The organism is Pseudovibrio sp. Ad46 (genome assembly GCF_001623065.1).
Classification (GTDB): domain Bacteria; phylum Pseudomonadota; class Alphaproteobacteria; order Rhizobiales; family Stappiaceae; genus Pseudovibrio.
Genome location: NZ_LMCG01000049.1, coordinates 30,358 through 52,993 on the forward strand (window position 1 = coordinate 30,358; position 22,636 = coordinate 52,993).

The window sequence follows — 22,636 nt, forward strand, 5'->3', positions numbered from 1 at the left end:
GGCTTTTGGGAAACCGCGTAAAAATAAAGACAAATTCGCAAAAGTAGCTCTGCGCTCAAAAATAGAGTATGCAGACGACAACAAACCGGAGCTGCTTGGTCAGGCAAGGACGACTGACAGCCTTCCGCAAATAATCAATTAGCCTGTAATCCAACCCTTGGAAGTTTGAGTGAATGGATAATCCCGTACTCGTTGAAGTGACACGTGGCACCACTGTCGAGAGCCGTCACCGTGGTTCAATCGCTATTGTTGATGCCGATGGTAAGCTGGCATTCAGCGCAGGTGACGTGGAGCAGGGCATCTTTGCGCGCTCCGCGATCAAAGCTCTTCAGGCAATTCCAATGGTGGAATCCGGCGCGGCTGAAGCTCTTGATTTTGACGATGCAGAACTGGCTCTGGCCTGCGCCTCCCATAACGGCGAAGAGACCCATGCCAACTCCGCACGCATCATGCTCTTCAAAGCGGGCCTGACAGAAGAAGACCTGCTGTGTGGCCCGCAATGGCCAAAGCACATGGATGATTGCGTCGGCCTTGTGAAGACCGATGACAGCCCATGCCAGCTGCACAACAACTGTTCTGGCAAGCATGCCGGTTTCCTGGCCATGGCCAAGACCCTCGGCATTCCAACCGAAAACTACATCGATTTTGAACACCCTGTTCAGATGGAAATCCGCAACGTTCTGGAACAGATGAGCGGTGGTATTCTAGCCCGTGATGTATGTGGCACAGATGGGTGTTCCATCCCGACCTACGCCATGGACCAACAGAAAACAGCGCTGGCCTTCGCCCGTTTCGCAACAGGTGTTGGTCTTGACCCAGTCCGCGCCAGTGCAGCAGAAACACTCTATGAAGCGTGCGTCAACGAACCTTATATGGTCGCAGGTAAAAACCGCTTCTGCACCGAGATCATGGATATCTTCAAAGGTCGCGTCTTCGTGAAAGTTGGTGCAGAAGGCGTCTTCTGTGCAGCCCTGCCAGAACTAGGCTTCGGCGTAACGCTGAAATGTGAAGACGGTTCCGTACGCGGTGCAGAAGTGATGATGGCATCCACCATCAGATCGCTTCTGGATATTTCCGATGATGAGGAAAAAGGCCTGAACGCCTGGGAACACCAGCAACTGAAGAACCGCCGCGATGTTCTCGTCGGCGAAGTGCGCCCCGTTGCAGACTTCAAGCGTCTGTTGAACGCCATGTGATGATGGAGGGCAGGAAGTCCACTTCCTGCCGTCTCACCTAAACTGCACTGACAAGATTGTCTATCACGCGAATGGAGTGTGGCAGATCCTCTGTTGAAATCGCCAGATCCCCGCTCACTTGCTCCTCCCACTTGAAGCCAGCGATATTCACGGGGCAGCCCGCAATGATATTCTGGGAAATAAGCGCACTCTGCTTGTCAGCCGCAAAGCTGATGGCAATGCCTATAGGGGCTGAGCGCACATGGTTCTGAGTAGCAATAAGGTTCCGCATATACGGTCCCCAACCCAGATTGATGCCAATGATCCGTGCATCCTCGATAACATTGCCAGTCACACTGGTGTCCGCCTCAACCGCAATACCAACCCCAAAGGTAGGATTGTCCTTCTCATAAGGCCCCGTGCCGGTGATGTCCCGAAGTACATTGTTGGAACACACGGCAAGACGTCCGCCCTCACGGAAATTGGTAATGGAAATCCCGTTGGCCGCTGTCTCAATCAGGTTGTTGCTGACAACAGCGCCCTGAAAGCCAAACTCGACAAACAAGGCCACCTCGCCAGAACGATGGCAGGTGTTGCCAAGCACCTGAACATTAGACGCAGCATTGGCGCGGATTGCGGAAAACGTGCAGTCGCTCACCTTGTTGTTGGAGATGGTGACATTATCCGCCCGAAACACATTGATGCCATTGCCATTTTGACCGGTTCCACCACTTTGCGCTCGAATGTTGGAGACTTGATTGCTGGAAATGGTAGAGCCATCATGCCCTTCAGACCACCGATGCACCAGAATACCGCCATTGCCACAATCAGAAACGATATTCCCCTCAATCCGAAGTGCACTAGCATTGTAGCTGAGAAGAGCAACATCTCCGATTGCATGTATGTGATTACCAATAACAGAGCCTGAACACTGCTCCAGCACCAGACCAGACTTGCTACTCTTGGTTAATTCGCAGGAATTGAGAACAAGCCGTTCACACTGAGAAAACCACAGCAGCGCCGAAGCCTCTTCAGAAAGAGAGAGGGCATTGCCGTCAAAAATAAGATCGCTCAGGCAAACTCGATCACCCTGAATACCCTGCAGAAGAGGGCCACTTCCATTAAGCACTAGGCGTGTATGTCCGGGCACGCCGCGCAAGCTCAGCCCACTGGGCAGAGAGAGATTTGAACAGAAGAAATTGCCCGCACCAAGCTGAAGGATCTGCCCTTGCGCTGCAGCCTCATTCATCGCGGCTTGCAGTGTGTAAGAGACATCTTGCTGTAAAGGAGGTGCAGGAAACTCCACAATCACCGGCTTCAAAGGCGCTGCCGCCTGCGCGTCCTGAGCAGCCACGAGCGTTCCAGCTCCGGCAATGACACCAGCACCAAGAAGGGTACGTCGTGAAAGTCTCTCTTGATCCTCAGCCATCTTGTCCCCCAACGCTGGTTTAAATACCGAACAAGCTCGCCAGCTTACTCGCCGCAGCCGTTGCTGGCAGATCGCCGGATTTCACCGCGCTTTCAACATCAGGCAGCGCCGCTTGAATTTCCGGGTTTGCCTTCAAAGCTGCCTGAAGCTTCTCGTTCAGCAAGCCCCACATCCATGCAAGCTGCTGTTCAGCACGCTTGCTGTCCCAGTCACCGCTCGCCTGCATCCGTTCTTTGAAGATGCCGAGCTGCCCCCACACCTCATCAAGGCCTTCATTGGCAAGGCCGGAGATCGTCAGAACAGGGGGAGACCAGTGCTTGGACCGCGGCGCAAGAATATTGAGGGCGGCACGATACTCAGATGCCGCAGACCGCGCCCGCAGCAGCCCGTCACCTTCTGCCTTGTTCACGGCAATAAGGTCGGCAATCTCCAGCACGCCTTTCTTGATCCCCTGCAGCTCATCCCCGGCACCCGGCAGCATCAGCACGAGGAAGAAATCAACCATCTGCGCAACGGTCGTCTCCGATTGCCCGATACCCACAGTCTCAACAAGGATCACATCAAACCCAGCCGCCTCACACAAAAGCATGCTCTCACGGGTTTTGGCAGCAACACCACCAAGTGTACCGGCTGAAGGAGAAGGACGGATGAAGGCATTACGATCTATAGCCAACTGCGCCATGCGGGTCTTATCACCCAAAATGGAGCCGCCAGTCCGCGTTGAAGAGGGATCAACAGCCAGCACGGCCACTTTGTGTCCGGCTGCTGTGAGATTGGAGCCAAAGGTGTCAATGGTGGTGGACTTGCCAACGCCCGGAACGCCAGTGATGCCAATGCGGAATGCATTTCCGGTGGAGCCCATCACCTTGGTCAGCAGCGCTTCGGCTTGCTCACGATGCGCTGGCTTCTTAGATTCAACAAGCGTTATGCCGCGAGCAAGCGCTGCACGCTGCCCATTCAGCAGCCGCTCGGCAAGATCATCAATGTTGTCTCTGGAAGAAGCGAGGCGTGCATTCATTCAAATAAATCCGGTCAGAAGAATCTCTCCTGCCAACCTTGAACAGATGACGCCCCTTTGCAAGTCAGCGACTTGGAGAAGTTGTGGGGCAGAGCAGAACCCTGCGCCAGTTCTTCTGGAAGGATACGCAAAGAAAAACGCGTTAGCGGTAGGTGACAGCAGTACCGGTTGCAGTCACCATCAGCATAGAACCGTTGCTGCCAACAGTTTCATAATCGATGTCGATGCCAATCACAGCATTTGCGCCATAGCGAGCCGCTTCCTCAGTCATCTCATGCAGCGCAATCTGACGGGCTTTCTTCAGCTCACCCTCATAGGCGCCGGAACGACCACCGACGATATCGCGAATACCGGCGAACAGATCCTTAAAGACGTTCGCACCCAGAATTGCTTCACCGTGAACAATTCCCTTGTAGTCGGAAATCTCTTTGCCATCCAGAGTGTTAGTGGTCGTAGTAAGCATATGTCATCCTCAAATCCGTGCCATGGCCCTCAGCCAGACACACATCAATCCGTTCAATCAAAACCAACAAGCTATGATCGAAGTGCCCGAGCCCATAAAACGTATGGGCGCTTAACTCATGTAGGAAAGGATCTTTAAATTTCCAGAGCTTGCAACCTGCGCCCGCAATTTTAGTAAGCCAACTCCAACAAGCATCAGCAAACTCGCGATGGCATGTATGTCATGCAGGACTACCTGATCTTCCCAGCTTTCTGGAAACTGGCAAACTTTTCGCAATAGTCTGGATGCCAACGTGAAAGAGCCGGACGGTTTTCGATAATATCACCAGCTGCCCAGGCGATCCGTAGCTTGTCGGTGTTGGAGTCCACAGCGTTATCAGGGCACAGAATGTAAAAGTCACCCTCAGCCATACGCTGGAGGAAGTAGTCAACCGTTTGCTCGCTGGTCCACGCATCCTTCGGCTTATCCGGGTATTGGGCCAAGTTTATACCCGTGTGAGTAAAGCCTGGTACAAAGAGATGCACTGAAATAGGCGCATTTGCCTCTCTGAGCTCATGGCAAAGCTGTTCACTTATGACTTTTATGCCTGCCTTGGTCGTGTTGTAGGCAGGATTGCCGGGAGGTGTGGTGATCCCTTGTTTCGAGCCTGTGTTGACCACAACAGACGGGCGGTTTGCATCCACCATGCGCGGCAGGAAAGCATGAACGCCGTGGATTACACCAAACAGATTGACCGAGATTAGCTGCCGCCAGTTCTCCATCTCACCCCAGCTTGAAGATGGAATTTCAATCCCGGCGTTGTTCATAAGAACGGCCACATCACCAGCTTCAAAGGCTTTGTCGGCCAAGGCTTTCACCTGGCTCTCAACAGAGACATCTGTAGGAACGCCAAACACGCTCGCAGAACTGGAAGCAACAGCGCGAACGTCCTTTACAGCTTCCTCAAGTCGCGGTCCGGGCAGATCTGCAAGAACTACACCTAACCCCTGTTGGGCAAATCGAAGGGCAGATGCTTTGCCGACACCACTTGCTGCACCAGTAACGACCGCCAAACCACCGAGTTCAAGAGCTTCTTTAAACATTGTTGTTCGCCTCATGACTGGAAGTTCTATTATGGAAGGAGACCTGCTCTTTCTACCTCACCTGTATGAGCTTTATTCATTAAGGGTTCATTGCACACAGATCGCACGCATCTGACAGCCGGTCTGTCACGACCTTCTGGCGCAGCAGGAGATAACGAATTTTGGGGGAGGTGTTCGGGCAAAGCTGACTTGCCTATCCACCGATAGGGTTCAGCGATGTTGAAGAGCCTGAAGGCGAGAACAAAAGTCTCGCCTTCAGGCTTAGCTATAAATGGTCATCAACTGTGGGAGTGCCTATCGGCGCTCACTCTGCCGCTTGCTGAGGCTCGTAGCCCAGCTTGCCATTGAGCTCGTGGATGAGTCCCTCAGCGGCCTCGGAGATTACGGTTCCCGGAGGGAAGATTGCGGAAGCACCAGATGCATAAAGCTCATCATAATCCTGCGGAGGCACCACGCCGCCCACAACAATCATGATGTCCTCGCGTCCCTCATCAGCCAGTGCTTTCTTCAAAGCAGGGACGAGGGTGAGGTGACCTGCGGCAAGGGAGGAAACGCCAACGATATGTACGTCGTTTTCAACCGCCTGACGGGCTGCTTCTTCAGGTGTGGCGAACAAGGGGCCGATATCTACATCAAAGCCAAGGTCAGCAAAGGCAGAGGCGATCACCTTCTGCCCACGGTCATGACCGTCCTGTCCCATCTTGGCAACAAGAATACGCGGACGACGACCGTCATTTTCTTCAAACGCCTCAACCAGCTGCTCAATTTTGGAGATGCTCTCAGACATTTCACCAACCTCGCGCTTATAAACGCCAGCAATGGATTTGATTTCCGCTTTGTGGCGACCAAACGCATTTTCCATTGCCAAAGACATTTCACCAACAGAAGCTTTCACACGAGCGGCTTTCACACAAAGATCCAGCAGATTGCCTTCGCCAGAGCGAGCCGCGTCCTCAAGAGCCTTAAGCGCGGCCTGAGTATCCTCTTCGTTGCGCTCTTCACGCAAACGCTTCAACTTCTCAATCTGCTTGGCGCGAACCTCTTCATTGTCCACTTTCAGAACTTCAAGTTCTTCTTCGCGGTCAGGGCGGAACTTGTTCACGCCAACAACAGTCTGATGACCACTGTCGATACGGGCCTGCGTTTTTGCAGCTGCTTCCTCGATACGAAGCTTCGGAATGCCTTTCTCAATGGCTTTCGCCATACCGCCAAGGCTTTCAATCTCTTCAATGTGCTTCAGTGCTTTAGAGGCCAGATCAGCGGTCAAGCGTTCAACATAGTAGGAGCCACCCCATGGGTCGATGGTCTTGGTGGTGCCGCTTTCCTGCTGCAGGAACAGCTGCGTGTTACGTGCAATCCGAGCGGAAAAGTCCGTCGGCAGCGCCAAAGCTTCATCCAAAGCGTTGGTATGCAGAGACTGGGTATGTCCCTGTGTCGCTGCCATAGCTTCAACGGTGGTGCGGATGACGTTGTTGAACACATCCTGTGCCGTCAAAGACCAGCCGGAGGTCTGCGAGTGTGTCCGCAGCGACAGGCTCTTCGGGTTCTTCGGCTGGAAGTTCTCCTGCATCAGCTTCGCCCAGATCAGGCGCGCTGCACGCAGTTTGGCAACTTCCATGAAGAAGTTCATGCCAATCGCCCAGAAGAAGGAAAGGCGAGGGGCAAAAGCATCAATATCCATGCCCGCAGCTACACCAGCGCGGGCATATTCAATGCCATCCGCAATGGTAAAGGCCAGCTCCAGATCAGCCGTCGCACCCGCTTCCTGCATGTGATAACCGGAAATGGAGATCGAGTTGAATTTCGGCATATTTTCCGATGTATAGGCAAAAATATCGGAGATGATACGCATGGAAGGCACGGGCGGATAAATATAGGTATTCCGCACCATGAACTCTTTCAGAATGTCATTCTGAATGGTCCCGGAAAGCTTTTCAGACGGCACGCCTTGCTCTTCGGCAGCCACCACATAAAGCGCCATAACGGGCAGAACCGCACCGTTCATGGTCATGGACACACTCATCTTGTCCAGTGGAATGCCGGAAAAGAGCGTGCGCATGTCATAGATGGAGTCAATGGCCACACCCGCCATGCCCACATCACCGGCAACGCGTGGGTGATCACTGTCATACCCGCGGTGGGTTGCCAGATCGAACGCGATGGAAAGGCCTTTTTGTCCAGCAGCCAGATTGCGACGATAGAAGGCGTTGGAATCTTCCGCAGTCGAGAACCCGGCATACTGGCGCACAGTCCATGGCTGCTGCACATACATGGTTGGGTATGGCCCGCGCATATACGGCGGCAAACCCGGCCAGGTGTTTAGATGCGTCAGACCATTAAGATCTTCTGGACCATAAGCAGGCTTAACAGCAATACCTTCTGGCGTGTTCCATGTGGCTTGCGCATCAGTGGAGGCCGACACGGCACAGTCTTTGTATTCAATCTGGGTGTAGTCAGGAAACAAGCTCATCAAATTGCCTCCACTTCATCAGCCAGCGAAACGCCAACCACTTCAAAACATGTCTTCAGTTCAGCAAGCATATCACAGCCTTGGTATATGGTTCCATCAAGGCCATTCTCAGTCAGCTCAGCAAGAAGATCCTTCGGACGCCCGGCCAGCGTAATGCGTTTAGCACCGGCAGCTTTCAGTTGTTTCAAAACGGCAACGGCTTGTTCCTCGTAAACCTTGTCAGAGGAGCACAAACACACAACCTTGGCATCGCTGATACGGAAACAGGAGATCATGTCATCAAGGCTGTCAAACTGCTTGCCACCCCCGCTGACAAACCCGCCAGTTGCATAAAAGTTGGTTGCAAATGTTGCACGAGCAGTATGCTGAGCAACCGGTCCAAGCGTTGCTAAAAAGACCTTTGGCGGATTGCCTTGCGTTTCCTGGAAAGCCTCGGCTTTGTCCCGGAGGTTTTCAAATGGTGCCGCCAGACGAGAAAGCTTCAGAGCCTGACAATCATTGTCACCCAGTTGCTTACGGCTGGCCTGAATGTCAACAAGACCGGCCCCCTCAGTCAATGCTTTGGCAACCGCCTCAAGCAACTGCCCATCTGTGCTTGGCTCTGGCAGATCCATGCGTGTTGCGATCTCACCAATCTGGTCAGCATCCGCTTTCAGTACGTCAACATCAAGCTCGCCAAGGTTCGGGAAGGCGCTTGTGCCGGTCAACGGATGACGACCTGTTGCGATCAACTTGTCCTCTTCACGTCTGGCTGTCGTAACATCAGAATGAATTACGCCAGATGCCAGTGCTGCAAGCACCCCGCCTTCTTTCTCTATCTTCTGGAAATACGACCAAGCTGCATTGGCAAGGTCTTCAGTGCGCTCTTCAACCAAACCACTTCCGGCAGCAGGATCGCTCACCTGCGCCAGATTGCTTTCTTCAATTAAAATGAGCTGCGTGTTTCGCGCAATACGCCGCGCGAAGGCATTCGGCAAACCAAGAGCGCTTGTGAAGGGAAGAACGCTCACGCTGTCAGCACCGCCAATCCCGGCAGCAAACGCGGCAACTGTTGTGCGCAGCATATTCACCCAGGGATCGCGCTTGGTCATCATCCGCCAGCTGGTTTCCATATGAAGATGGAGCGGCAGGGATGGCAACTGGGCAGCATCCAGCAAACGAGACCAGATCTGGCGCATCGCGCGGGCTTTGGTGATGGTGCCGAACTGGTCAGCACTTGCACTCAGGCAGGCCGAAACATGTGTTGGAAGGTCTTTAGCAGGCACTCCGCCTTTTTCCAACGTACGCATGTAATAGAGCAGGCTGGAAAGGATGAGGCCAAGTTCCTGAACGCTGTTGGCACCCGCATCGTGATAGCAACGCCCGTCACCGCGCAAGAGGCTGCCCTGAATACCGTTGTTGCGGGCGTATCCCGCAAGATCCTGAGCACGCAGCTCAAGCCGCTCAAAGGAGTTACGAACCCGCCCGGAGTTGACAAACACACTCAACGGATCGGAAACACCATGAACAGTCAGCTGGTTTGGCTCAATACCCAAACGCTTGCAGGCTTCAACGAGCAACGCGAGTGTTGCGCTGCCCTCATAACCACATTCAAGGCGGAAATCGATCAGGTCAGGTTTGACCCCCTCAAGGAGCCTCAGCATATCATCTATGCGCTGAACACTCAGTCCGCCACTCAAAACACGCGGGGAGGCAGGAAGAACCAGCTCGATGCTGTCAGCACCGCCCTCAAGGTCTTCGAGCATCTGGGCGTTGGCCTCGGAAACGATGGGATGATCACTTCTCTGAATGATCTTCCAAGGGTGAGAGCGCTCCCTCAATTGCAGTGGAGCACTGTCCGTGCGCCCTTGGTATAATGGCTTATTCTCAAGGCCGCCGGCAATTGGTGTGTTTAATGCATCCAGTGCCGCGCCTTTGAGGGCACGCAGAGCAGATGCTTCCCAGTCGCTGTGCGTCGCTTCTAGGAAATTGCTTGGAAAATCAATGTTTTGCATGTCCATCCCATGTCCTTCTGATAACTTTATACGAAGGAACCTTTGATGGTTTCAAGCTATGCGTTAGGACGAGATTGGAAAACAACTGCCTCAAACACTGCGTAAATTGCAGAACTACTGATGTGACAATGGTTGGACAGTTTTCGCATTAGCTTAATTTATCCTAAATTTGTCGCAATTGACCCTAGGGCATGTAACGCTGTTACTATTGCCGAGAGCTAAGCAGTAGTTTCGTACTCTTACTATAGATATTTCGGAGTTTCTGCGAAATAGCTCCTAGTTAAACTGTTGGGGTAATGCGTTTCTGGGGCAACAGTGGGGCCACTATTTACAAGTACTCTGAATACTTGGAGGTCAGTTGATCTACCTCCGAAAATGAGAATGACGGTATTGCCGAGATTGCTGTAATAACAAGTGGTCTAAGAGTAATGCAAAATACAAGAGATGGTTACATCTTGTAGAAGCGAGGCAACTCAAAGAATTGCCAGCAAACTACAAAATACAGCGATTAACAGGCGTGCAATATATTTTCTGAGCATGAGATAAGGCAACTGCCATAACTCCGCGATGATGCAGTCCTGCGCTGAATAACCATTCAAAATGAAGAGTTTTCGAATTTACCTGCGCAAACCATCGGTTTGCGAAAGTTAGTTGGCATGCCTTCGGTATGTCAGGTGGGCAAGTGCGTCTTCAATCCAGCAGCACACGAGCGAGTGCCAGGCGGATAGAAACGGGAAGGCAGGGCAAATGAACGATACTTCAGATATCGAAGCAAAGGTAAAAGCGATTTCAGAAGCACGGGCAGCGAAACCGGTTCTGGATATTGTGGAGTCCTATTTAAGGCGACTGGGTGCGTCCCATATCCTGATCACAGGTCTACCTATGCCAAACAGGACAATTGACAGTTTGGTCCATAGGTTCAGATGGCCTGATGAAAGAAATGGCGGTGTCGAGCGGACAACGCTGAGTGCTGGTGACAGCGCATTGATGTTGGGACTATCCGGCAATCGTCCGGTCGTCTGGTCGGTGTCCAGCACGGACACAGGCAACTCCGAGCTCTTTGCAGCAATTGGTGAAGGTGCGCGGGTCATGGTGATCCCGGTGGATGCTCTTCATCCGTTTCAGGCAATGGTGGTTGGTGCAGGGCATCAAATCGCCGCTGAACCGTATGATCTGGCATCACTGGAAATTGTATGCTCGGCAGCGTTCCGGCGCTTGTTTGAGCTGGGTGTGATCTCTGATCAAAGACCGGGAGACCTATCTGCACGCGAACGTCGTGTTCTGGAACTGACTGCGCTGGGCAAAACTGCCCATGAGATTGCGGAACTTCTGGAGATTTCACAAAGAACGGTTCATGCGCACCTGCAAAACGCAAGTGCCAAACTCAATGCATCAAATAAGACCCACACTGTGGTTGAGGCATTGCGTTACGGGCAGATCAAAATCTGACCAAAACGTTCTCTCAGTACTGGTGAAAAGCAGGCTCATTTCAAATGCGTCTGCTTTTTGCGTGATTGAATTATATGCAAAGGCGCATACTTGTGAGGACTGATGAACCTCACAAGAGGCTTCTATGTAATTTCAGCAAGCCCTGGTACACGGGCGACGATTTCATCTGTCATTTCTGGACCGACTTTTTCGCGAGTATATTGAACGGTTTCTTTCGCAACCTGTTGAATTTCTTCAACTGAGAGCCCAAGGCTGGTCATCTCATTCAAGGCAGCCAATACGCCGACACTAGCATTCATTTTGCTGGCAAGGCCGCCCAGAAGCCCCTTGTTCTCAGTGGCTTCATCGATTGCAAGAAATCCCTCTGCAGCAGGGAAGGCCTCAAGCAAAGCCTCGACTTCTTCTTTACTGCTGTTTTTGGCGATGAAATTCAGCATGATCCCAACAGCAGGTTGAGCCTTCTCAGGATCCAGTCCGGTTCTTTCGGTAATGCGATCAACAAGTACGTGCATTGTAATCTCCTGTCCCCTAATGAATCTAATATAGTGATCATTGGGTGCAATGTTAGAGACAACGAAACAGGCGCAGGGCAACTCTGTGTTACCATCACTAAAAAACAGGCCTAATCCCGTGTGTTTCCTTCAAATTCCGCATCGCATGGCCTCTTACGTGCCTTCGTTGTACGAAGTATCGCTCAGGCACCTTAAAAGAGTTTAACCGAGCCGCTTAAACAGTGCAGCGGAATTACAAGTGGTTACCAAGGCAAAACCGTAGCTTTGACTTTGGAAATTATGTTAGAGCTTCTAACAGCCTCATATCTACGCAGTGACCTGCGTCCGATCCCATCTTACAGGTGATACACACGAGCCTGCACTACAAAGGAATGAACCATGTCGAATCTCGACAAAGTCCTTGATCGTATTGACCAAAATCTGGATCAAAGTCTCGATCGGTTGTTTGACCTCCTGCGCATCAAAAGCATTTCTACTGATCCTGAATACAAAGGGGATTGCCGCGAAGCAGCCGAATGGATGGCTAAAGAACTGACTGCAATTGGCATTCCTTCAGAGGTCAGAGATACCACTGGCCATCCAATGGTTGTTGGGCATCGTGTTGCTGATGGAAAGCCGGGCCCACACGTTCTGTTTTATGGTCACTATGATGTGCAGCCAGTCGACCCGATTGAGCTTTGGAACGCAGACCCGTTTGATCCGCAGATTGTTACCCGTGAAGACGGCTCTAAAATGATCGTCGCTCGTGGGGCAAATGATGACAAAGGCCAGTTGATGACCTTTGTTGAAGCTGTCCGCGCCTGGGTTGAAGAATCTGGTGATGTTCCGATCAACATCTCTGTTCTGCTCGAAGGTGAGGAAGAAAGCGGTTCTCCATCCCTTCAGCCATTCCTGGATGCAAACAAAGAAGAGTTGTCTAAGGATCTGGCACTCGTTTGTGACACCTCCATGTGGGACAAAGATACTCCTGCAATCTCCGTCATGCTGCGTGGTTTGGTTGGTGAAGAAATCACCCTGAAGGGCCCAAGCAAAGACCTTCACTCCGGTATGTATGGGGGCGCAGCACGCAACCCACTTCACGTCCTTTCTGATATGGTTGCTGGCCTGCGCGATGAAAACGGGCGCATCACGCTTCCTGGGTTCTACGATGGTGTTCTGGAACTGCCGGAAGACGTAAAAGAAATGTGGGATAATCTTGGCTTCTCTACTGAGGAGTTCCTCGGTGGTATCGGCCTGAAAGATCTTGGCGGGGAAAAAGATCGCTCCGGCCTGGAACAGATCTGGGCACGTCCAACCTGTGAGGTAAACGGCTTGTGGGGCGGGTACACCGGTGCCGGCTTCAAAACAGTTATCCCTGCAGAAGCACACGCAAAAATCTCCTTCCGTCTGGTGGGCGATCAGGATCCTGAGAAAATCAGAGACGCGTTCCACTCTTACCTCAAGTCCAAAACTCCAGCGGATTTTGAGCTGGAATTGCACCCGCATGGCGGCGATCGTGCGCTACGCATGGACTTTGACGCACCAGCTCTGGCCAAAGGCCGCGCTGCGCTCACTGCTGAGTGGGACAAGCCAGCGGCTTTGGTTGGCTGTGGTGGTTCCATTCCGATTGTTGGCAGCTTCAAGCGAACGCTCGACATGGACAGCCTGCTGATCGGCTTCGGTCTGGATGAAGACCAGATCCACTCACCAAACGAAAAATACGAGCTGAAGAGCTTCCACAAAGGCATCCGCTCCTGGGCGCGTGTTCTGGAAGAGCTGGCGAAGTAATCAGCCATTGAAAATTTCTGGCTCTGGACTGTCTAGTTCAGAGCCAGCATCTTTGAATTGAAGTTGTATTTTGGGCTCAGCCGACTGGAGAATTGAAATGGCATCTATCTGCGTGTTTTGCGGATCATCAATCGGGAAACGTCCGGAATATGAAGCTGCTGCCCGCGTTTTGGGCACCGAAATTGCAAAGCGCGGCAATCGTCTCGTTTATGGCGGTGCTGAAGTTGGATTGATGGGTGTCGTTGCAAATGCAGCGCTGGAAGCCGGTGGCGAAGTCGTTGGCGTCTTGCCAGAAGCACTTGCAGCAAAAGAACTGGCACACAGATCTCTGACGGATCTCCACATTGTCGGTTCTATGCACGAGCGTAAAGCGATGATGGCTGATCTGTCTGATGCGTTTGTGGCACTGCCAGGCGGCATCGGCACCATGGAAGAGCTCTTTGAGGTTTGGACATGGGGGCAGCTCGGCTACCACAACAAGCCATGTGGTCTATACAACGCAAACGGTTTTTACGGGCGCATGCTGGCATTTCTGGACTTCATGGAAGAAGAAGCGTTCATGAAGAAAACACACCGTGAGATGCTGTTGGTTGGTGACAATCCGACCCAGCTGCTGGATCAGATTGAAAACTATCAGGCGCCGATCGGTCATAAGTGGATCACGCGCGCTGAAACTTGATGGCTTGACACTCTGCAGGACTGAATATCACTTGATTAAAGCATGCTACGCAAATGAAAATGAGCGCAGCATGCTTTAGTCCTGCAGATATCGTGGAAGGCGAGAAGGTTCGTTTGTCAGGTAAAGCGCAGCCAGCAAAAAGACGAAGCCAACGGCCTGCCCAATACCTATAGGTTCAGCAAAAACCCAATACCCTGTCAGGATCGCCAGTCCGAACTCAATGAAGCCGGTGGTATAGGCCGTTTTCCTGCCAGACTTGTCAGAACTTCCATAGGCAAGCAAAAGCTGCGGCAACAATCCTGCAATCAGTGCCAGCCCTAGAATTGGCAGGGTACTCGGCATGGAACCTTCACCATGCCACACCTTGAGTTCGACAAGAGCAAAAGGAACTGCTGTCAAAACCGCCCCGGCAAAAATACAGGCAGCAATGGATAAAGAAGGCAGGTAACTCGGCGTTTTACGGCTAACCATCTGCAAACCGCCATAGCACAATGGCCCAATCAACCCGATTGCAACGGCGACAAAATCCACATCAGGCAAAGGTGTTGAGGCAATGATGATCAGCAGTGCGCCAAACACCAGTCCAAGCGTGAGCTTGTCACTGCTTCTCAATTTTTCGCCGCCAAGAGCTCTCAGGGTCACCAGAAGCGCAGGATAGGAGAAGAACAGACTAGCTGCCAGATAGATCGGTAGCATGCTCAGAGCATAAAAATAGCTCCATGCCCCAAGACCCATAATCATTCCGAACAGCACATAATGTCGGCTGCTTGGGCCGGATTTAAGCGCTTGTGGCAGGTACGGAGCAAGCAACACGGCTGGCAGAATGTAACGCAAGAGAACTGCGGCACCAGGTGAAATGCCGGCCTCAAAACCAATCTTTGCAAAATACGGGATGCTTCCGAAGCAGACGGCGCCCAAACCCAATGCAATCAGGCTCACAAGCTTGTGGCCTTTGCCTCCACTTTTAAATCCATGAAACATGAAGTCTAAGTAACGCCGATTGCTTCTACTCTGAAATAGGTTCTGGCCTCAAAGCCGCCACAAATATGAAACCTGCACGGACTAAGAGCAAGTTTATTCGCTGAGCCAGCTGAGTTTGAGCTCAGATGGCCACAGAAAATAGGCCTGTAATGAGGTTTATGCCAATTCGGGTCAGGTGCACTCAAGGTTCAACCCAGTGCAGGAAGCCCGCTCAGGTCTTTCAAAACAGCAGATGGCGCCAGGTCTGTATATTCATCTGGCATCTGAGAGCGATTGATCCAGACCGTCCGCATACCGTACTTTGTTGCACCTGCGATATCCCAGCGGTTGCTGGACTGGAATGAAATCGCTTCCGGATACATACGGAAATGAGTAGTCACAAGATCATAAACATCTGGATGCGGCTTGTAGGTTTGCACCGGATCAACCGAGAAGACCTCGTCAAAGGAATCCGTGATACCAGCGTTTTTAAGAGCGCCATCCATCATTTTCATAGGAGCGTTTGACAGGATCGCAAGCTTGGAACCGCGTTCGCGCAGATCTTTCAGCAGCTGAGGAACTTCCGGATAGCAATCTAATTCCCAATAGGCGGCCAACAGCTCATCGCGTGCGCTCTTGTTTGCTTCTGGTACAAGCGCAAATGCAGTGTCCAGAGCCTGAACTGTCAGCTCCCAGAAATCTACATACTGCCCCATAAGAGAACGAACCCAGGAGTATTCCAGCTGCTTCTCACGCCAGATGGATGAGAGCTTTTTGCCTTCAGGACCCACAGCACCCATGTGTTTTCTGGCGGCAGCATGCACGTCAAAAAGAGTTCCATAGGCATCAAAAACATAAACTGAGTGGCTCATCTCTGCTCTCCGGCTTTGCACCAAGCGTCAAGATTGGCAAATTCCAATACCTCTAAGAAAGCGATGTCATGCGTGTTCGTCAAGGCATGGTAAATACGTGCCCCCTATGCTTTGGACGCAAAAATTTAACAATTGTTCCATGAAAACAACATTTCACTCCAAAATTGCTCGTACACGCACAAAACACGGCCAGAATCTTTAGCCAGCTCTCACGAAGGTTGCGGCAATCTCAAAAGTCCTCAAAACATGATTGCGTTAAAACTGTGCAAAAGAACAAAGAAGAGGCGTCAAGCCTGAAAACTACACGCAAGTCACAAGCCGCAATCTAATTGCGTTTTCTCACTATTTATTCGCGTGCAGTGACATTTAGTTGCGCTTCAGAGCTAAAATAGCTGCGGGATATAACTTTGACCACGTTTGTGTTGGGCGTGATGACCGCACCTTGGTGCTTTGTCTTCTTTGTCGAGAGTATGGTTGACCCCATTTGAATTCTCAGGTCGACTGACAATAGATAATTGGGCGGGGCCTTTCAGGCTCATAAGCCGACTTTTGAGGAGAGATTAATTATGGCCGAAATGTCGAAGACTCGGACATGGGTTGAAGGCAAATGGTACGAGGGCAATCCGCCACTGATCGGTCCGCGTACGCATTCTTTTTGGTTGGGTTCGAACGTATTTGATGGTGCCCGTGGATTTGAAGGCGTTATGCCTGACCTTGACTTGCATTGTGAACGTCTAAACCGGTCTGCCGTAAACCTTGGTATGAAACCAACCATGCGCTTTGAAGAGATGGTTGAACTCGCGACAGAAGGTATGACCAAGTTTGAAGCGGACGAAGCAGTTTACATCCGTCCGATGTACTGGGCTGAACACGATGGTCCTGGCATCATTGACGGTGATCCGGAATCTACTCGTTTCTGCATGTGCCTGTTTGAAGCTCCAATGCCGCCCAAAGGTGCTTCCAACAGCCTGACATTGTCTCCATTCCGCCGACCAACAATGGAATCCATGCCAGTGAATGCGAAAGCTGGCTGCTTGTACCCAAACAATGCGCGGGCATCGCGTGAAGCAAAGTCCCGTGGCTTTGACAATGCGATCATGCTGGATGCTCTGGGCAATGTTGCAGAGCTGACCTCAGCCAACATCTTCATGGTCAAGGATGGTGAGGTGCTCACCCCTTACTGGAACGGCACCTTCCTGAATGGCATCACCCGCCAGCGCATTATCAAACTGCTCAGCAGCGCTGGCTATAATGTGCATGAAACAACGCTGACCTTTAAGGACTTCCTTGAGGCAGATGAGATCTTCTCAACCGGCAACTATGGCAAGGTGGTTCCAGTCCACAAACTGGAAGATCGTACAATGGACCATGGTCCTGTTGCTGCAAAAGCAAGAGAACTCTATTGGGAGTTTGCACACGCTAAAGTGCCTGCATAACCCCATAGGGATTGTTTGTTTTAAAGGGAGGCTGTCGCCTCCCTTTTTTATGCCGGTGTGAAACGCTTGATCGTGAGCAAAGCAGCAAGAATGAGAGCACCTGCAGCCACAAGCGAGGCAAGCAAAAAGTCGCCGTTCAGCTCATAGAGATAACCGGCAAAGCTCGGGCCAAACATCTGGCCTAAACCGAAGGCAGCGGTCATCAGGCCGACAATTTGGCGAGGGTTAGAACTTGCAAGACGACGCGCCTCAACAAGTCCGATCGATGTAATACCAACAAATGTGCCACCCAATAGGATCGCAGCCGCGGAAAGCCCGGCGATAGTCGGTGTCAGAACACTCAAAGCCACGCCAATGGCTTCAAGTGTGCATGCGACTGCAATTGCACGGCCATACCCGATACGAACTGCCAGCTTCTCCCAAAAGAAAACGGAAGGGATGATCGCAAGTCCAACCAGCAGCCAGCCAAGGGATTTCATTGGAGCCAGTTCAGGCGTCGAACTAGCCAATGCGCCGAGGAATGTGGCGGTGATGACATAGCCAAAACCGAAGCAACCGTAAGCAAAGATCAACCGCCACGCGCTCAGGTTCAGTGGCTTGGTCGTGGTCTTCGTTTGGGTGGCGTGAGAAGCTGCTTGAGGAGCAAGCTCTTTTCTTGGGGGTAGAAGAAACGGCACGCACAACGAAAGCAACAGGCTGAGCGCACCGCTTGCGATCCAAAGTTGTGATGAACTTTCTAAGCTTGTGCCGAGCCATTCAATCATAAGGGACGAACCTGCAATGCCGATGCCAACACCAGTGAAATGGATCGGAAAGAGATGAAGGCTACGGGTCTCTGCCAGCCGCTGCATGACTATATTTGCGACCAAAACAAATGCATAAGCGCTTGCCAGCCCAGCTAGAAAGCGAATGACAACAAACCAGTAGACGCCAAGACTAAACGCCATGAAAAAAGTGACTACAGTGCTCGTGATCAACGCGATCATGAAGATACGATAGGGACCGCCGGGCAGGGGAGCGCGAGCTGCCAGCAGTGCTCCGAGCAGATAACCAAGATAATTAGAGGAGGCGACAAATCCTGCGTTGACTTCATTCAAAGTTCCGTCCTGCAACATGAACGGCAGAACCGGAGTATAGACAAATCTTCCGATACCCATGACTGCAGCCATAGCAAGGCAGCCACCCACCGCAGAAAGGACTGCAAACTGGTCTTTTTCGGTCGTAGTGGATGTTTTCATGAGTTTTTCGGAGGCATCTGACACAAATTGATTCCTTACAAGCCGCAGAATACAGCCAATAATGTGACCTCACAGCTCCTGTAATTTCCAACTTAGAAGTTCTACTTACAAAAAAACAAGAAAAATATTTGCAAATTATGCTCTTCACCCGTTGCTCATACGGAAAAACATCACTATTTTGCACCATGAGTTGCAGCGCTGCTCGGTTGTAAAACTGAAAAGTACTGCGCCCAAAATTTCCTTTCCCATGGAGGTATACCATGTCTTTTGCTCTTGAAGACCTGCCATACGCATACGACGCTCTGGCCCCTTATATGTCTGCTGAAACTCTCGAGTTCCACCATGACAAGCACCATATGGCTTATGTAACCAATGGCAACAAGCTGCTCGAAGGTTCTGGTCTTGAAGGCAAAAGCCTTGAAGAGATCGTCAAGGAAAGCTACGGCACAAATGCAGGCCTGTTCAACAACGCTGGTCAGCACCTTAACCACCTGCACTTCTGGAAATGGATGAAACCAAATGGCGGCGGTTCTTCTCTGCCGGGCGTTCTGGCTAAGAAGTTTGACGAAGACCTCGGTGGTTTCGACAAGTTCCGCGCTGACTTCATCAACGCTGGTGTAACCCAGTTTGGTTCCGGTTGGGCATGGCTGGCTGTTAAAGACGGCAAGCTCGTAGTGATGAAAACACCTAACGGTGAAAACCCAATCGTACACGGCGCAACCCCAATTCTTGGCTGCGACGTATGGGAACATTCCTACTACATCGACTACCGCAACGCGCGTCCTAAGTACCTGGAAGCGTTCGTTGATAACCTGATCAACTGGGAATACGTGGAAGAGCTGTACTCTGCAGCTGTTTAATCCCAAAGACAGATTATAATCAAGGCGGCCTCGTGCCGCCTTTTTTGTCTCGATGGCTTTGATTTTTTAAATTGTCACTATTGACAGTTAATTATTTGAAGCCTATCTCTACTCGTGTCCGATGAGTGAAAGCACATACCCATGCCGCGTCCTAGTGTTCAATCCGCCAGACTAAATGAAATTGTTGAAGCTGCTGCGAAATGCGTTGCTCAATATGGTTTGGAAGGCGTGACGCTGGAACGCATTGCTGAAGAAACCGGACTGAAACGACCGCTTATCAGGCACCATGCCGGTAATCGGGAAGAGATAATAAACGCTGTTGTAACCCATGTTCTGTCAGGCTTTGGTGAGTTGACGACAATGTTCGCAAACGCATTGCCAGCAAAACGTGGTTCCTACACTGCCGTTGATCATCTGTTTGATGATCACGGCCACTCTGATCCAGCTGAGATGATGGTGTTCCAATCCATTGTTGCAGCAGCAGACAGGTTTCCTGCTGAGGCAGAAGCTCTTCTGAAATGGGTTGGTGATTTTACAGCAGTTGTCGTCGAGGCAATTAAACGAGACTTTCCTGAAGTGGAGAGTGAAGCCGCCGAAACCGTTGCCCATGGCATCGTGGCACTCTACTTCAACGTTGATTCCTTGGCTCCCCTCAAGCCGCCACACGCGTGGAGGCGTTATGCAAAAAATGCAGCATTGCTGCTGCTGAGGTCCTTGGAAGATAATGCAGGTACTCAAAGAGCTCCTTAGAAAGATAATCAGCTACGGCAAGTGGCGAACCATTTTTGCTCTGATCCTGATTGCTGCCTCGCTTTACTACGGCTGGCAGTGGGTCTGGGGTGCGCTTTTCCTCCTCTGGACAGTTAGAGCGTGGCGGAGTCAATCCGTCTATGTTGTCGAAACTCTCACTCGCGGTGATAACCCCTTCCTGTTCTGGATCACAATCATCCTGTGGGCGACGCTTTCGCTCTATCTCATCCTCGCAGATCTAATAATGAAGCTAGGAGGCGTTCCCTATGTCTACTCATAGCAACGGTATGCCCGTTCTCCCCAAAGAGGCCTACACCTCACAAGAATGGTTTGATCGAGAGCAGGCCGAAATCTTCTCCAAAACCTGGTCACTCGCAGGCTTTCAGGAAGATATCACTGAACCTGGCCAGTACATTTCCGTTCAGGCTGGTTTGAACAATATCTTTATCGTAGTGGGTCGTGATCATCGCTTGCGTGCGTTTCACAACATCTGCCGCCACAGAGGCACCCAGCTTTTGCGAGCTGAAGGCAAGACGCAAAAGGCGATCACATGCCCTTATCATGATTGGACATATGATCTTGAAGGCAACCTGATTTCTGTCCCGGAACAAGAAAAAGAGTTTCCCGGGATAGATTTGTCCTGCAATGGTTTGAAAAAGGCATCTGTCGATATCTGGCGCGGAATGCTCTGGGTGCACCCTAATGAAAACGCTCCATCCATCATCAATTGGTTTGGAGAGGTAGAGCCATATCTTGCGCCATATGATCCAGCTGGACTAATTGAGACGGAAGAGGGCTACTCAAAGCACGAAATCAAGGCCAATTGGAAGATTATCGTCGAGAACTACATCGACGGGTATCATCTGTCACACCTGCATTCTCATACGCTCAACATGTATGACCACTCAAAGATTGAGTGCGAGTTCATCGGCCCGCACTTCGCCTTCTGGGAGCCTCTTGCAGACTTCTATGCAGCTGAAGTGGAAAAGGTCACACCAATGCCACTCATTCCGGGCATCCCGAAAGACAAGATGGGAGCCTGGGTGCCAATGTTGTTTCCGGGGATTGGATTGGGTGAATCTGAGAATTCATGGTCCACCTTCCATATAACGCCAATCGCCCCGGACAGATCCGTAGTTGAGATACGGACCCGTGTGGCGAATGAATCCACTTGGGCCTTCACAAAAGCGGCCATGGCATCAGCCTCCTTCTGGGATAAACATTTAGGTGCCAAATACAACGAAGACCCCAAAGTAGATCCGATGTCGTCTGGTGACTTTATGCAGGAAGATATTTACGCCTGCGAACAGCAGCAGAAGTCCCTGCAGAGTCCCTTCTTTGAACACGGCCCATCCTCCAAACACGGTGAAAAGCCCGTTCGCGATCATCAGCGTGTCGTGGCTGAATGGGTGGAGCGCAAACCGTGAGAAATATTGTTTATTCGCTAAGGGTTTCAGAGGTTATCACTGAAACAAAGCACGTGAAAACCATCCGATTTGACGTCCCTGCAGAGCTGAAGGAGGAGTTTTTCTGGAAGCCAGGACAACACATCACGATTGAGCTGGATGTAAACGGCGAGAGAGTGCGTCGTCCCTTCACGATTTCAGCGACCCCCAGTCACGGCAACGCACTACAGATCACGGTCAAATCCAATCCAGATGGCATCGTCTCCAAGTTCCTCTGCACAAAGGTGAAGGCAGGTCAGCAGCTAAATGTGATGCCACCCTTCGGAGGTTTCACGCTTGAGCCTCTAAAAGACCAGCAAAGAACGCTCTACTTCTTTGCCGGTGGCAGCGGAATTACGCCGGCTGTCGCAATGATTGAAGCTGCATTGGAAAGAGAACCACGTTCAAAACTGTTCTTGCTCTATGCGAACCGGACAGCTGATGACATCATCTTTAAGGAACAATTGGAGCTGTTGGCAGAGCGCTTCCCGTCTCAGTTGGAAGTCAGGTATATTCTATCCAAACCATCCTTGTGGTCTATGTTCTCACCATGGAAATCTGGCCGGATAACCAAAGATGTGGCCTTGGAGTATTTGTCTGAATGCCGCCCGGTTGCTCAGGATACGCAATACTTTATTTGCGGTCCCGGTACCATGAACGCAGATGTGCGCGAGGCTCTTCAATACTGCGATGTTCCGACAGATCGTATCCATGCAGAGAGCTTTGGCGGGAACCTTGATACGCCAAAAGACGTGTCCAGCGTGCCAGCTCTGCTGAAGCTCGACTACTACGGCGAGACCATAGAGCTGGAAGTTGCAAAAGGGCAGTCGATTATGAATGCTGTCCGGGCAGCGGGTTTGGAGCCACCTTATTCCTGCCAGTCAGGAATCTGCGGAGCATGCCGGGCTCAGATCAAGAGCGGTGCGGTGAACATGAAGGCCAGAATGGCTTTGGAAGACTCTGAAGTCGCCAAAGGGGCAATTCTGACCTGCCAATCCTATGCAAAAACCGCAGAACTATCGATCAGTTTTAAGTAG

The 22,636-nt window shown here is 51.4% G+C and carries 20 protein-coding genes; 10 read left to right on the top strand and 10 right to left on the bottom strand.

Annotation, left to right across the window (positions count from 1 at the left end; genetic code table 11):
* Positions 1-173: 173 nt before the first annotated feature.
* On the top strand, positions 174-1,196 hold the full coding sequence (locus PsAD46_RS13300; protein ID WP_063307120.1) for an asparaginase: 1,023 nt from the start codon (positions 174-176) through the stop codon (positions 1,194-1,196).
* Positions 1,197-1,233: 37 nt separating this feature from the next.
* Here the strand turns inward: PsAD46_RS13300 and PsAD46_RS13305 are convergent, their stop codons facing one another.
* From PsAD46_RS13305 to PsAD46_RS13330, 6 genes are all read right to left on the bottom strand, one after another.
* A complete protein-coding gene (locus tag PsAD46_RS13305; RefSeq protein ID WP_063307121.1) occupies positions 1,234-2,604 on the bottom strand; it encodes a TIGR03808 family TAT-translocated repetitive protein in 1,371 nt (456 codons plus the stop codon).
* Between the two features lie 19 nt (positions 2,605-2,623).
* Positions 2,624-3,622 (bottom strand): methylmalonyl Co-A mutase-associated GTPase MeaB, encoded by a 999-nt coding sequence (gene meaB, locus PsAD46_RS13310; protein ID WP_063307122.1) that lies wholly within the window; start codon positions 3,620-3,622, stop codon positions 2,624-2,626.
* Positions 3,623-3,764: 142 nt separating this feature from the next.
* The gene (locus tag PsAD46_RS13315; RefSeq protein ID WP_057465850.1) at positions 3,765-4,085 is read right to left on the bottom strand and encodes a heavy metal-binding domain-containing protein; all 321 of its coding nucleotides are present in this window, start codon (positions 4,083-4,085) and stop codon (positions 3,765-3,767) included.
* Positions 4,086-4,315: 230 nt separating this feature from the next.
* Positions 4,316-5,167, bottom strand: coding sequence for an SDR family NAD(P)-dependent oxidoreductase (locus PsAD46_RS13320; RefSeq protein WP_063307123.1), 852 nt, complete (start codon positions 5,165-5,167; stop codon positions 4,316-4,318).
* Positions 5,168-5,471: 304 nt separating this feature from the next.
* Positions 5,472-7,637 (bottom strand): methylmalonyl-CoA mutase, encoded by a 2,166-nt coding sequence (gene scpA, locus PsAD46_RS13325; protein WP_063307124.1) that lies wholly within the window; start codon positions 7,635-7,637, stop codon positions 5,472-5,474.
* Positions 7,637-9,631 (bottom strand): methylmalonyl-CoA mutase family protein, encoded by a 1,995-nt coding sequence (locus PsAD46_RS13330; RefSeq protein WP_208981838.1) that lies wholly within the window; start codon positions 9,629-9,631, stop codon positions 7,637-7,639. Before PsAD46_RS13330 ends, scpA begins: the two co-directional genes overlap by 1 nt.
* Positions 9,632-10,378: 747 nt before the next feature.
* Here PsAD46_RS13330 and PsAD46_RS28595 point away from each other — a divergent pair.
* On the top strand, positions 10,379-11,080 hold the full coding sequence (locus tag PsAD46_RS28595; protein WP_057465853.1) for a LuxR C-terminal-related transcriptional regulator: 702 nt from the start codon (positions 10,379-10,381) through the stop codon (positions 11,078-11,080).
* A gap of 122 nt (positions 11,081-11,202) precedes the next feature.
* Here the strand turns inward: PsAD46_RS28595 and PsAD46_RS13340 are convergent, their stop codons facing one another.
* Positions 11,203-11,592 (bottom strand): DUF2780 domain-containing protein, encoded by a 390-nt coding sequence (locus tag PsAD46_RS13340; protein ID WP_082597153.1) that lies wholly within the window; start codon positions 11,590-11,592, stop codon positions 11,203-11,205.
* 378 nt (positions 11,593-11,970) lie between these two features.
* Here PsAD46_RS13340 and PsAD46_RS13345 point away from each other — a divergent pair, with 378 nt between their 5' ends.
* Positions 11,971-13,359, top strand: a complete 1,389-nt coding sequence (locus PsAD46_RS13345; RefSeq protein ID WP_063307126.1) for a dipeptidase — start codon at positions 11,971-11,973, stop codon at positions 13,357-13,359.
* A gap of 97 nt (positions 13,360-13,456) precedes the next feature.
* Complete coding sequence (locus PsAD46_RS13350) at positions 13,457-14,038, top strand: TIGR00730 family Rossman fold protein (RefSeq protein ID WP_063288149.1); 582 nt, start codon at positions 13,457-13,459, stop codon at positions 14,036-14,038.
* Positions 14,039-14,113: 75 nt separating this feature from the next.
* Here PsAD46_RS13350 and PsAD46_RS13355 read toward each other — a convergent pair whose 3' ends face one another.
* Positions 14,114-15,019, bottom strand: a complete 906-nt coding sequence (locus tag PsAD46_RS13355; protein WP_063307127.1) for a DMT family transporter — start codon at positions 15,017-15,019, stop codon at positions 14,114-14,116.
* A 188-nt stretch (positions 15,020-15,207) separates the two neighbouring features.
* On the bottom strand, positions 15,208-15,870 hold the full coding sequence (locus PsAD46_RS13360) for a haloacid dehalogenase type II (RefSeq protein ID WP_063303613.1): 663 nt from the start codon (positions 15,868-15,870) through the stop codon (positions 15,208-15,210).
* 566 nt (positions 15,871-16,436) lie between these two features.
* Here PsAD46_RS13360 and PsAD46_RS13365 point away from each other — a divergent pair.
* The gene (locus PsAD46_RS13365) at positions 16,437-17,306 is read left to right on the top strand and encodes a branched-chain amino acid aminotransferase (protein WP_057465858.1); all 870 of its coding nucleotides are present in this window, start codon (positions 16,437-16,439) and stop codon (positions 17,304-17,306) included.
* A 47-nt stretch (positions 17,307-17,353) separates the two neighbouring features.
* Here the strand turns inward: PsAD46_RS13365 and PsAD46_RS13370 are convergent, their stop codons facing one another.
* Positions 17,354-18,544 carry a YbfB/YjiJ family MFS transporter gene (locus PsAD46_RS13370; RefSeq protein WP_208980728.1) on the bottom strand — a complete coding sequence of 397 codons (1,191 nt, stop codon included), beginning with the start codon at positions 18,542-18,544 and terminating at the stop codon, positions 17,354-17,356.
* 260 nt (positions 18,545-18,804) lie between these two features.
* Here PsAD46_RS13370 and PsAD46_RS13375 point away from each other — a divergent pair, with 260 nt between their 5' ends.
* The 5 genes from PsAD46_RS13375 to PsAD46_RS13395 all read left to right on the top strand — a co-directional run bounded on the left by PsAD46_RS13375 (position 18,805) and on the right by PsAD46_RS13395 (position 22,636).
* Positions 18,805-19,404 carry a superoxide dismutase gene (locus tag PsAD46_RS13375; RefSeq protein ID WP_057465860.1) on the top strand — a complete coding sequence of 200 codons (600 nt, stop codon included), beginning with the start codon at positions 18,805-18,807 and terminating at the stop codon, positions 19,402-19,404.
* A 141-nt stretch (positions 19,405-19,545) separates the two neighbouring features.
* Positions 19,546-20,154, top strand: coding sequence for a TetR/AcrR family transcriptional regulator (locus PsAD46_RS13380; protein ID WP_063288153.1), 609 nt, complete (start codon positions 19,546-19,548; stop codon positions 20,152-20,154).
* Entirely contained in the window at positions 20,129-20,434 is a 306-nt protein-coding gene (locus tag PsAD46_RS13385; protein ID WP_063296262.1) for a hypothetical protein, read from the top strand. The genes PsAD46_RS13380 and PsAD46_RS13385 overlap by 26 nt, the downstream gene beginning before the upstream one ends.
* Positions 20,421-21,581, top strand: a complete 1,161-nt coding sequence (locus tag PsAD46_RS13390) for an aromatic ring-hydroxylating dioxygenase subunit alpha (RefSeq protein ID WP_082831083.1) — start codon at positions 20,421-20,423, stop codon at positions 21,579-21,581. Before PsAD46_RS13385 ends, PsAD46_RS13390 begins: the two co-directional genes overlap by 14 nt.
* On the top strand, positions 21,578-22,636 hold the full coding sequence (locus PsAD46_RS13395; RefSeq protein ID WP_063307218.1) for a ferredoxin--NADP reductase: 1,059 nt from the start codon (positions 21,578-21,580) through the stop codon (positions 22,634-22,636). The genes PsAD46_RS13390 and PsAD46_RS13395 overlap by 4 nt, the downstream gene beginning before the upstream one ends.

Excerpts from the sequence above, each read along its gene's own strand:
- PsAD46_RS13300 (WP_063307120.1), top strand. The coding sequence starts at position 174 with ATGGATAATCCCGTACTCGTTGAAGTGACACGTGGCACCACTGTCGAG.
- PsAD46_RS13305 (WP_063307121.1), bottom strand. The coding sequence starts at position 2,604 with ATGGCTGAGGATCAAGAGAGACTTTCACGACGTACCCTTCTTGGTGCT.
- meaB (WP_063307122.1), bottom strand. The coding sequence starts at position 3,622 with ATGAATGCACGCCTCGCTTCTTCCAGAGACAACATTGATGATCTTGCC.
- PsAD46_RS13315 (WP_057465850.1), bottom strand. The coding sequence starts at position 4,085 with ATGCTTACTACGACCACTAACACTCTGGATGGCAAAGAGATTTCCGAC.
- PsAD46_RS13320 (WP_063307123.1), bottom strand. The coding sequence starts at position 5,167 with ATGTTTAAAGAAGCTCTTGAACTCGGTGGTTTGGCGGTCGTTACTGGT.
- scpA (WP_063307124.1), bottom strand. The coding sequence starts at position 7,637 with ATGAGCTTGTTTCCTGACTACACCCAGATTGAATACAAAGACTGTGCC.
- PsAD46_RS13330 (WP_208981838.1), bottom strand. The coding sequence starts at position 9,631 with ATGCAAAACATTGATTTTCCAAGCAATTTCCTAGAAGCGACGCACAGC.
- PsAD46_RS28595 (WP_057465853.1), top strand. The coding sequence starts at position 10,379 with ATGAACGATACTTCAGATATCGAAGCAAAGGTAAAAGCGATTTCAGAA.
- PsAD46_RS13340 (WP_082597153.1), bottom strand. The coding sequence starts at position 11,592 with ATGCACGTACTTGTTGATCGCATTACCGAAAGAACCGGACTGGATCCT.
- PsAD46_RS13345 (WP_063307126.1), top strand. The coding sequence starts at position 11,971 with ATGTCGAATCTCGACAAAGTCCTTGATCGTATTGACCAAAATCTGGAT.
- PsAD46_RS13350 (WP_063288149.1), top strand. The coding sequence starts at position 13,457 with ATGGCATCTATCTGCGTGTTTTGCGGATCATCAATCGGGAAACGTCCG.
- PsAD46_RS13355 (WP_063307127.1), bottom strand. The coding sequence starts at position 15,019 with ATGTTTCATGGATTTAAAAGTGGAGGCAAAGGCCACAAGCTTGTGAGC.
- PsAD46_RS13360 (WP_063303613.1), bottom strand. The coding sequence starts at position 15,870 with ATGAGCCACTCAGTTTATGTTTTTGATGCCTATGGAACTCTTTTTGAC.
- PsAD46_RS13365 (WP_057465858.1), top strand. The coding sequence starts at position 16,437 with ATGGCCGAAATGTCGAAGACTCGGACATGGGTTGAAGGCAAATGGTAC.
- PsAD46_RS13370 (WP_208980728.1), bottom strand. The coding sequence starts at position 18,544 with ATGAAAACATCCACTACGACCGAAAAAGACCAGTTTGCAGTCCTTTCT.
- PsAD46_RS13375 (WP_057465860.1), top strand. The coding sequence starts at position 18,805 with ATGTCTTTTGCTCTTGAAGACCTGCCATACGCATACGACGCTCTGGCC.
- PsAD46_RS13380 (WP_063288153.1), top strand. The coding sequence starts at position 19,546 with ATGCCGCGTCCTAGTGTTCAATCCGCCAGACTAAATGAAATTGTTGAA.
- PsAD46_RS13385 (WP_063296262.1), top strand. The coding sequence starts at position 20,129 with ATGCAGGTACTCAAAGAGCTCCTTAGAAAGATAATCAGCTACGGCAAG.
- PsAD46_RS13390 (WP_082831083.1), top strand. The coding sequence starts at position 20,421 with ATGTCTACTCATAGCAACGGTATGCCCGTTCTCCCCAAAGAGGCCTAC.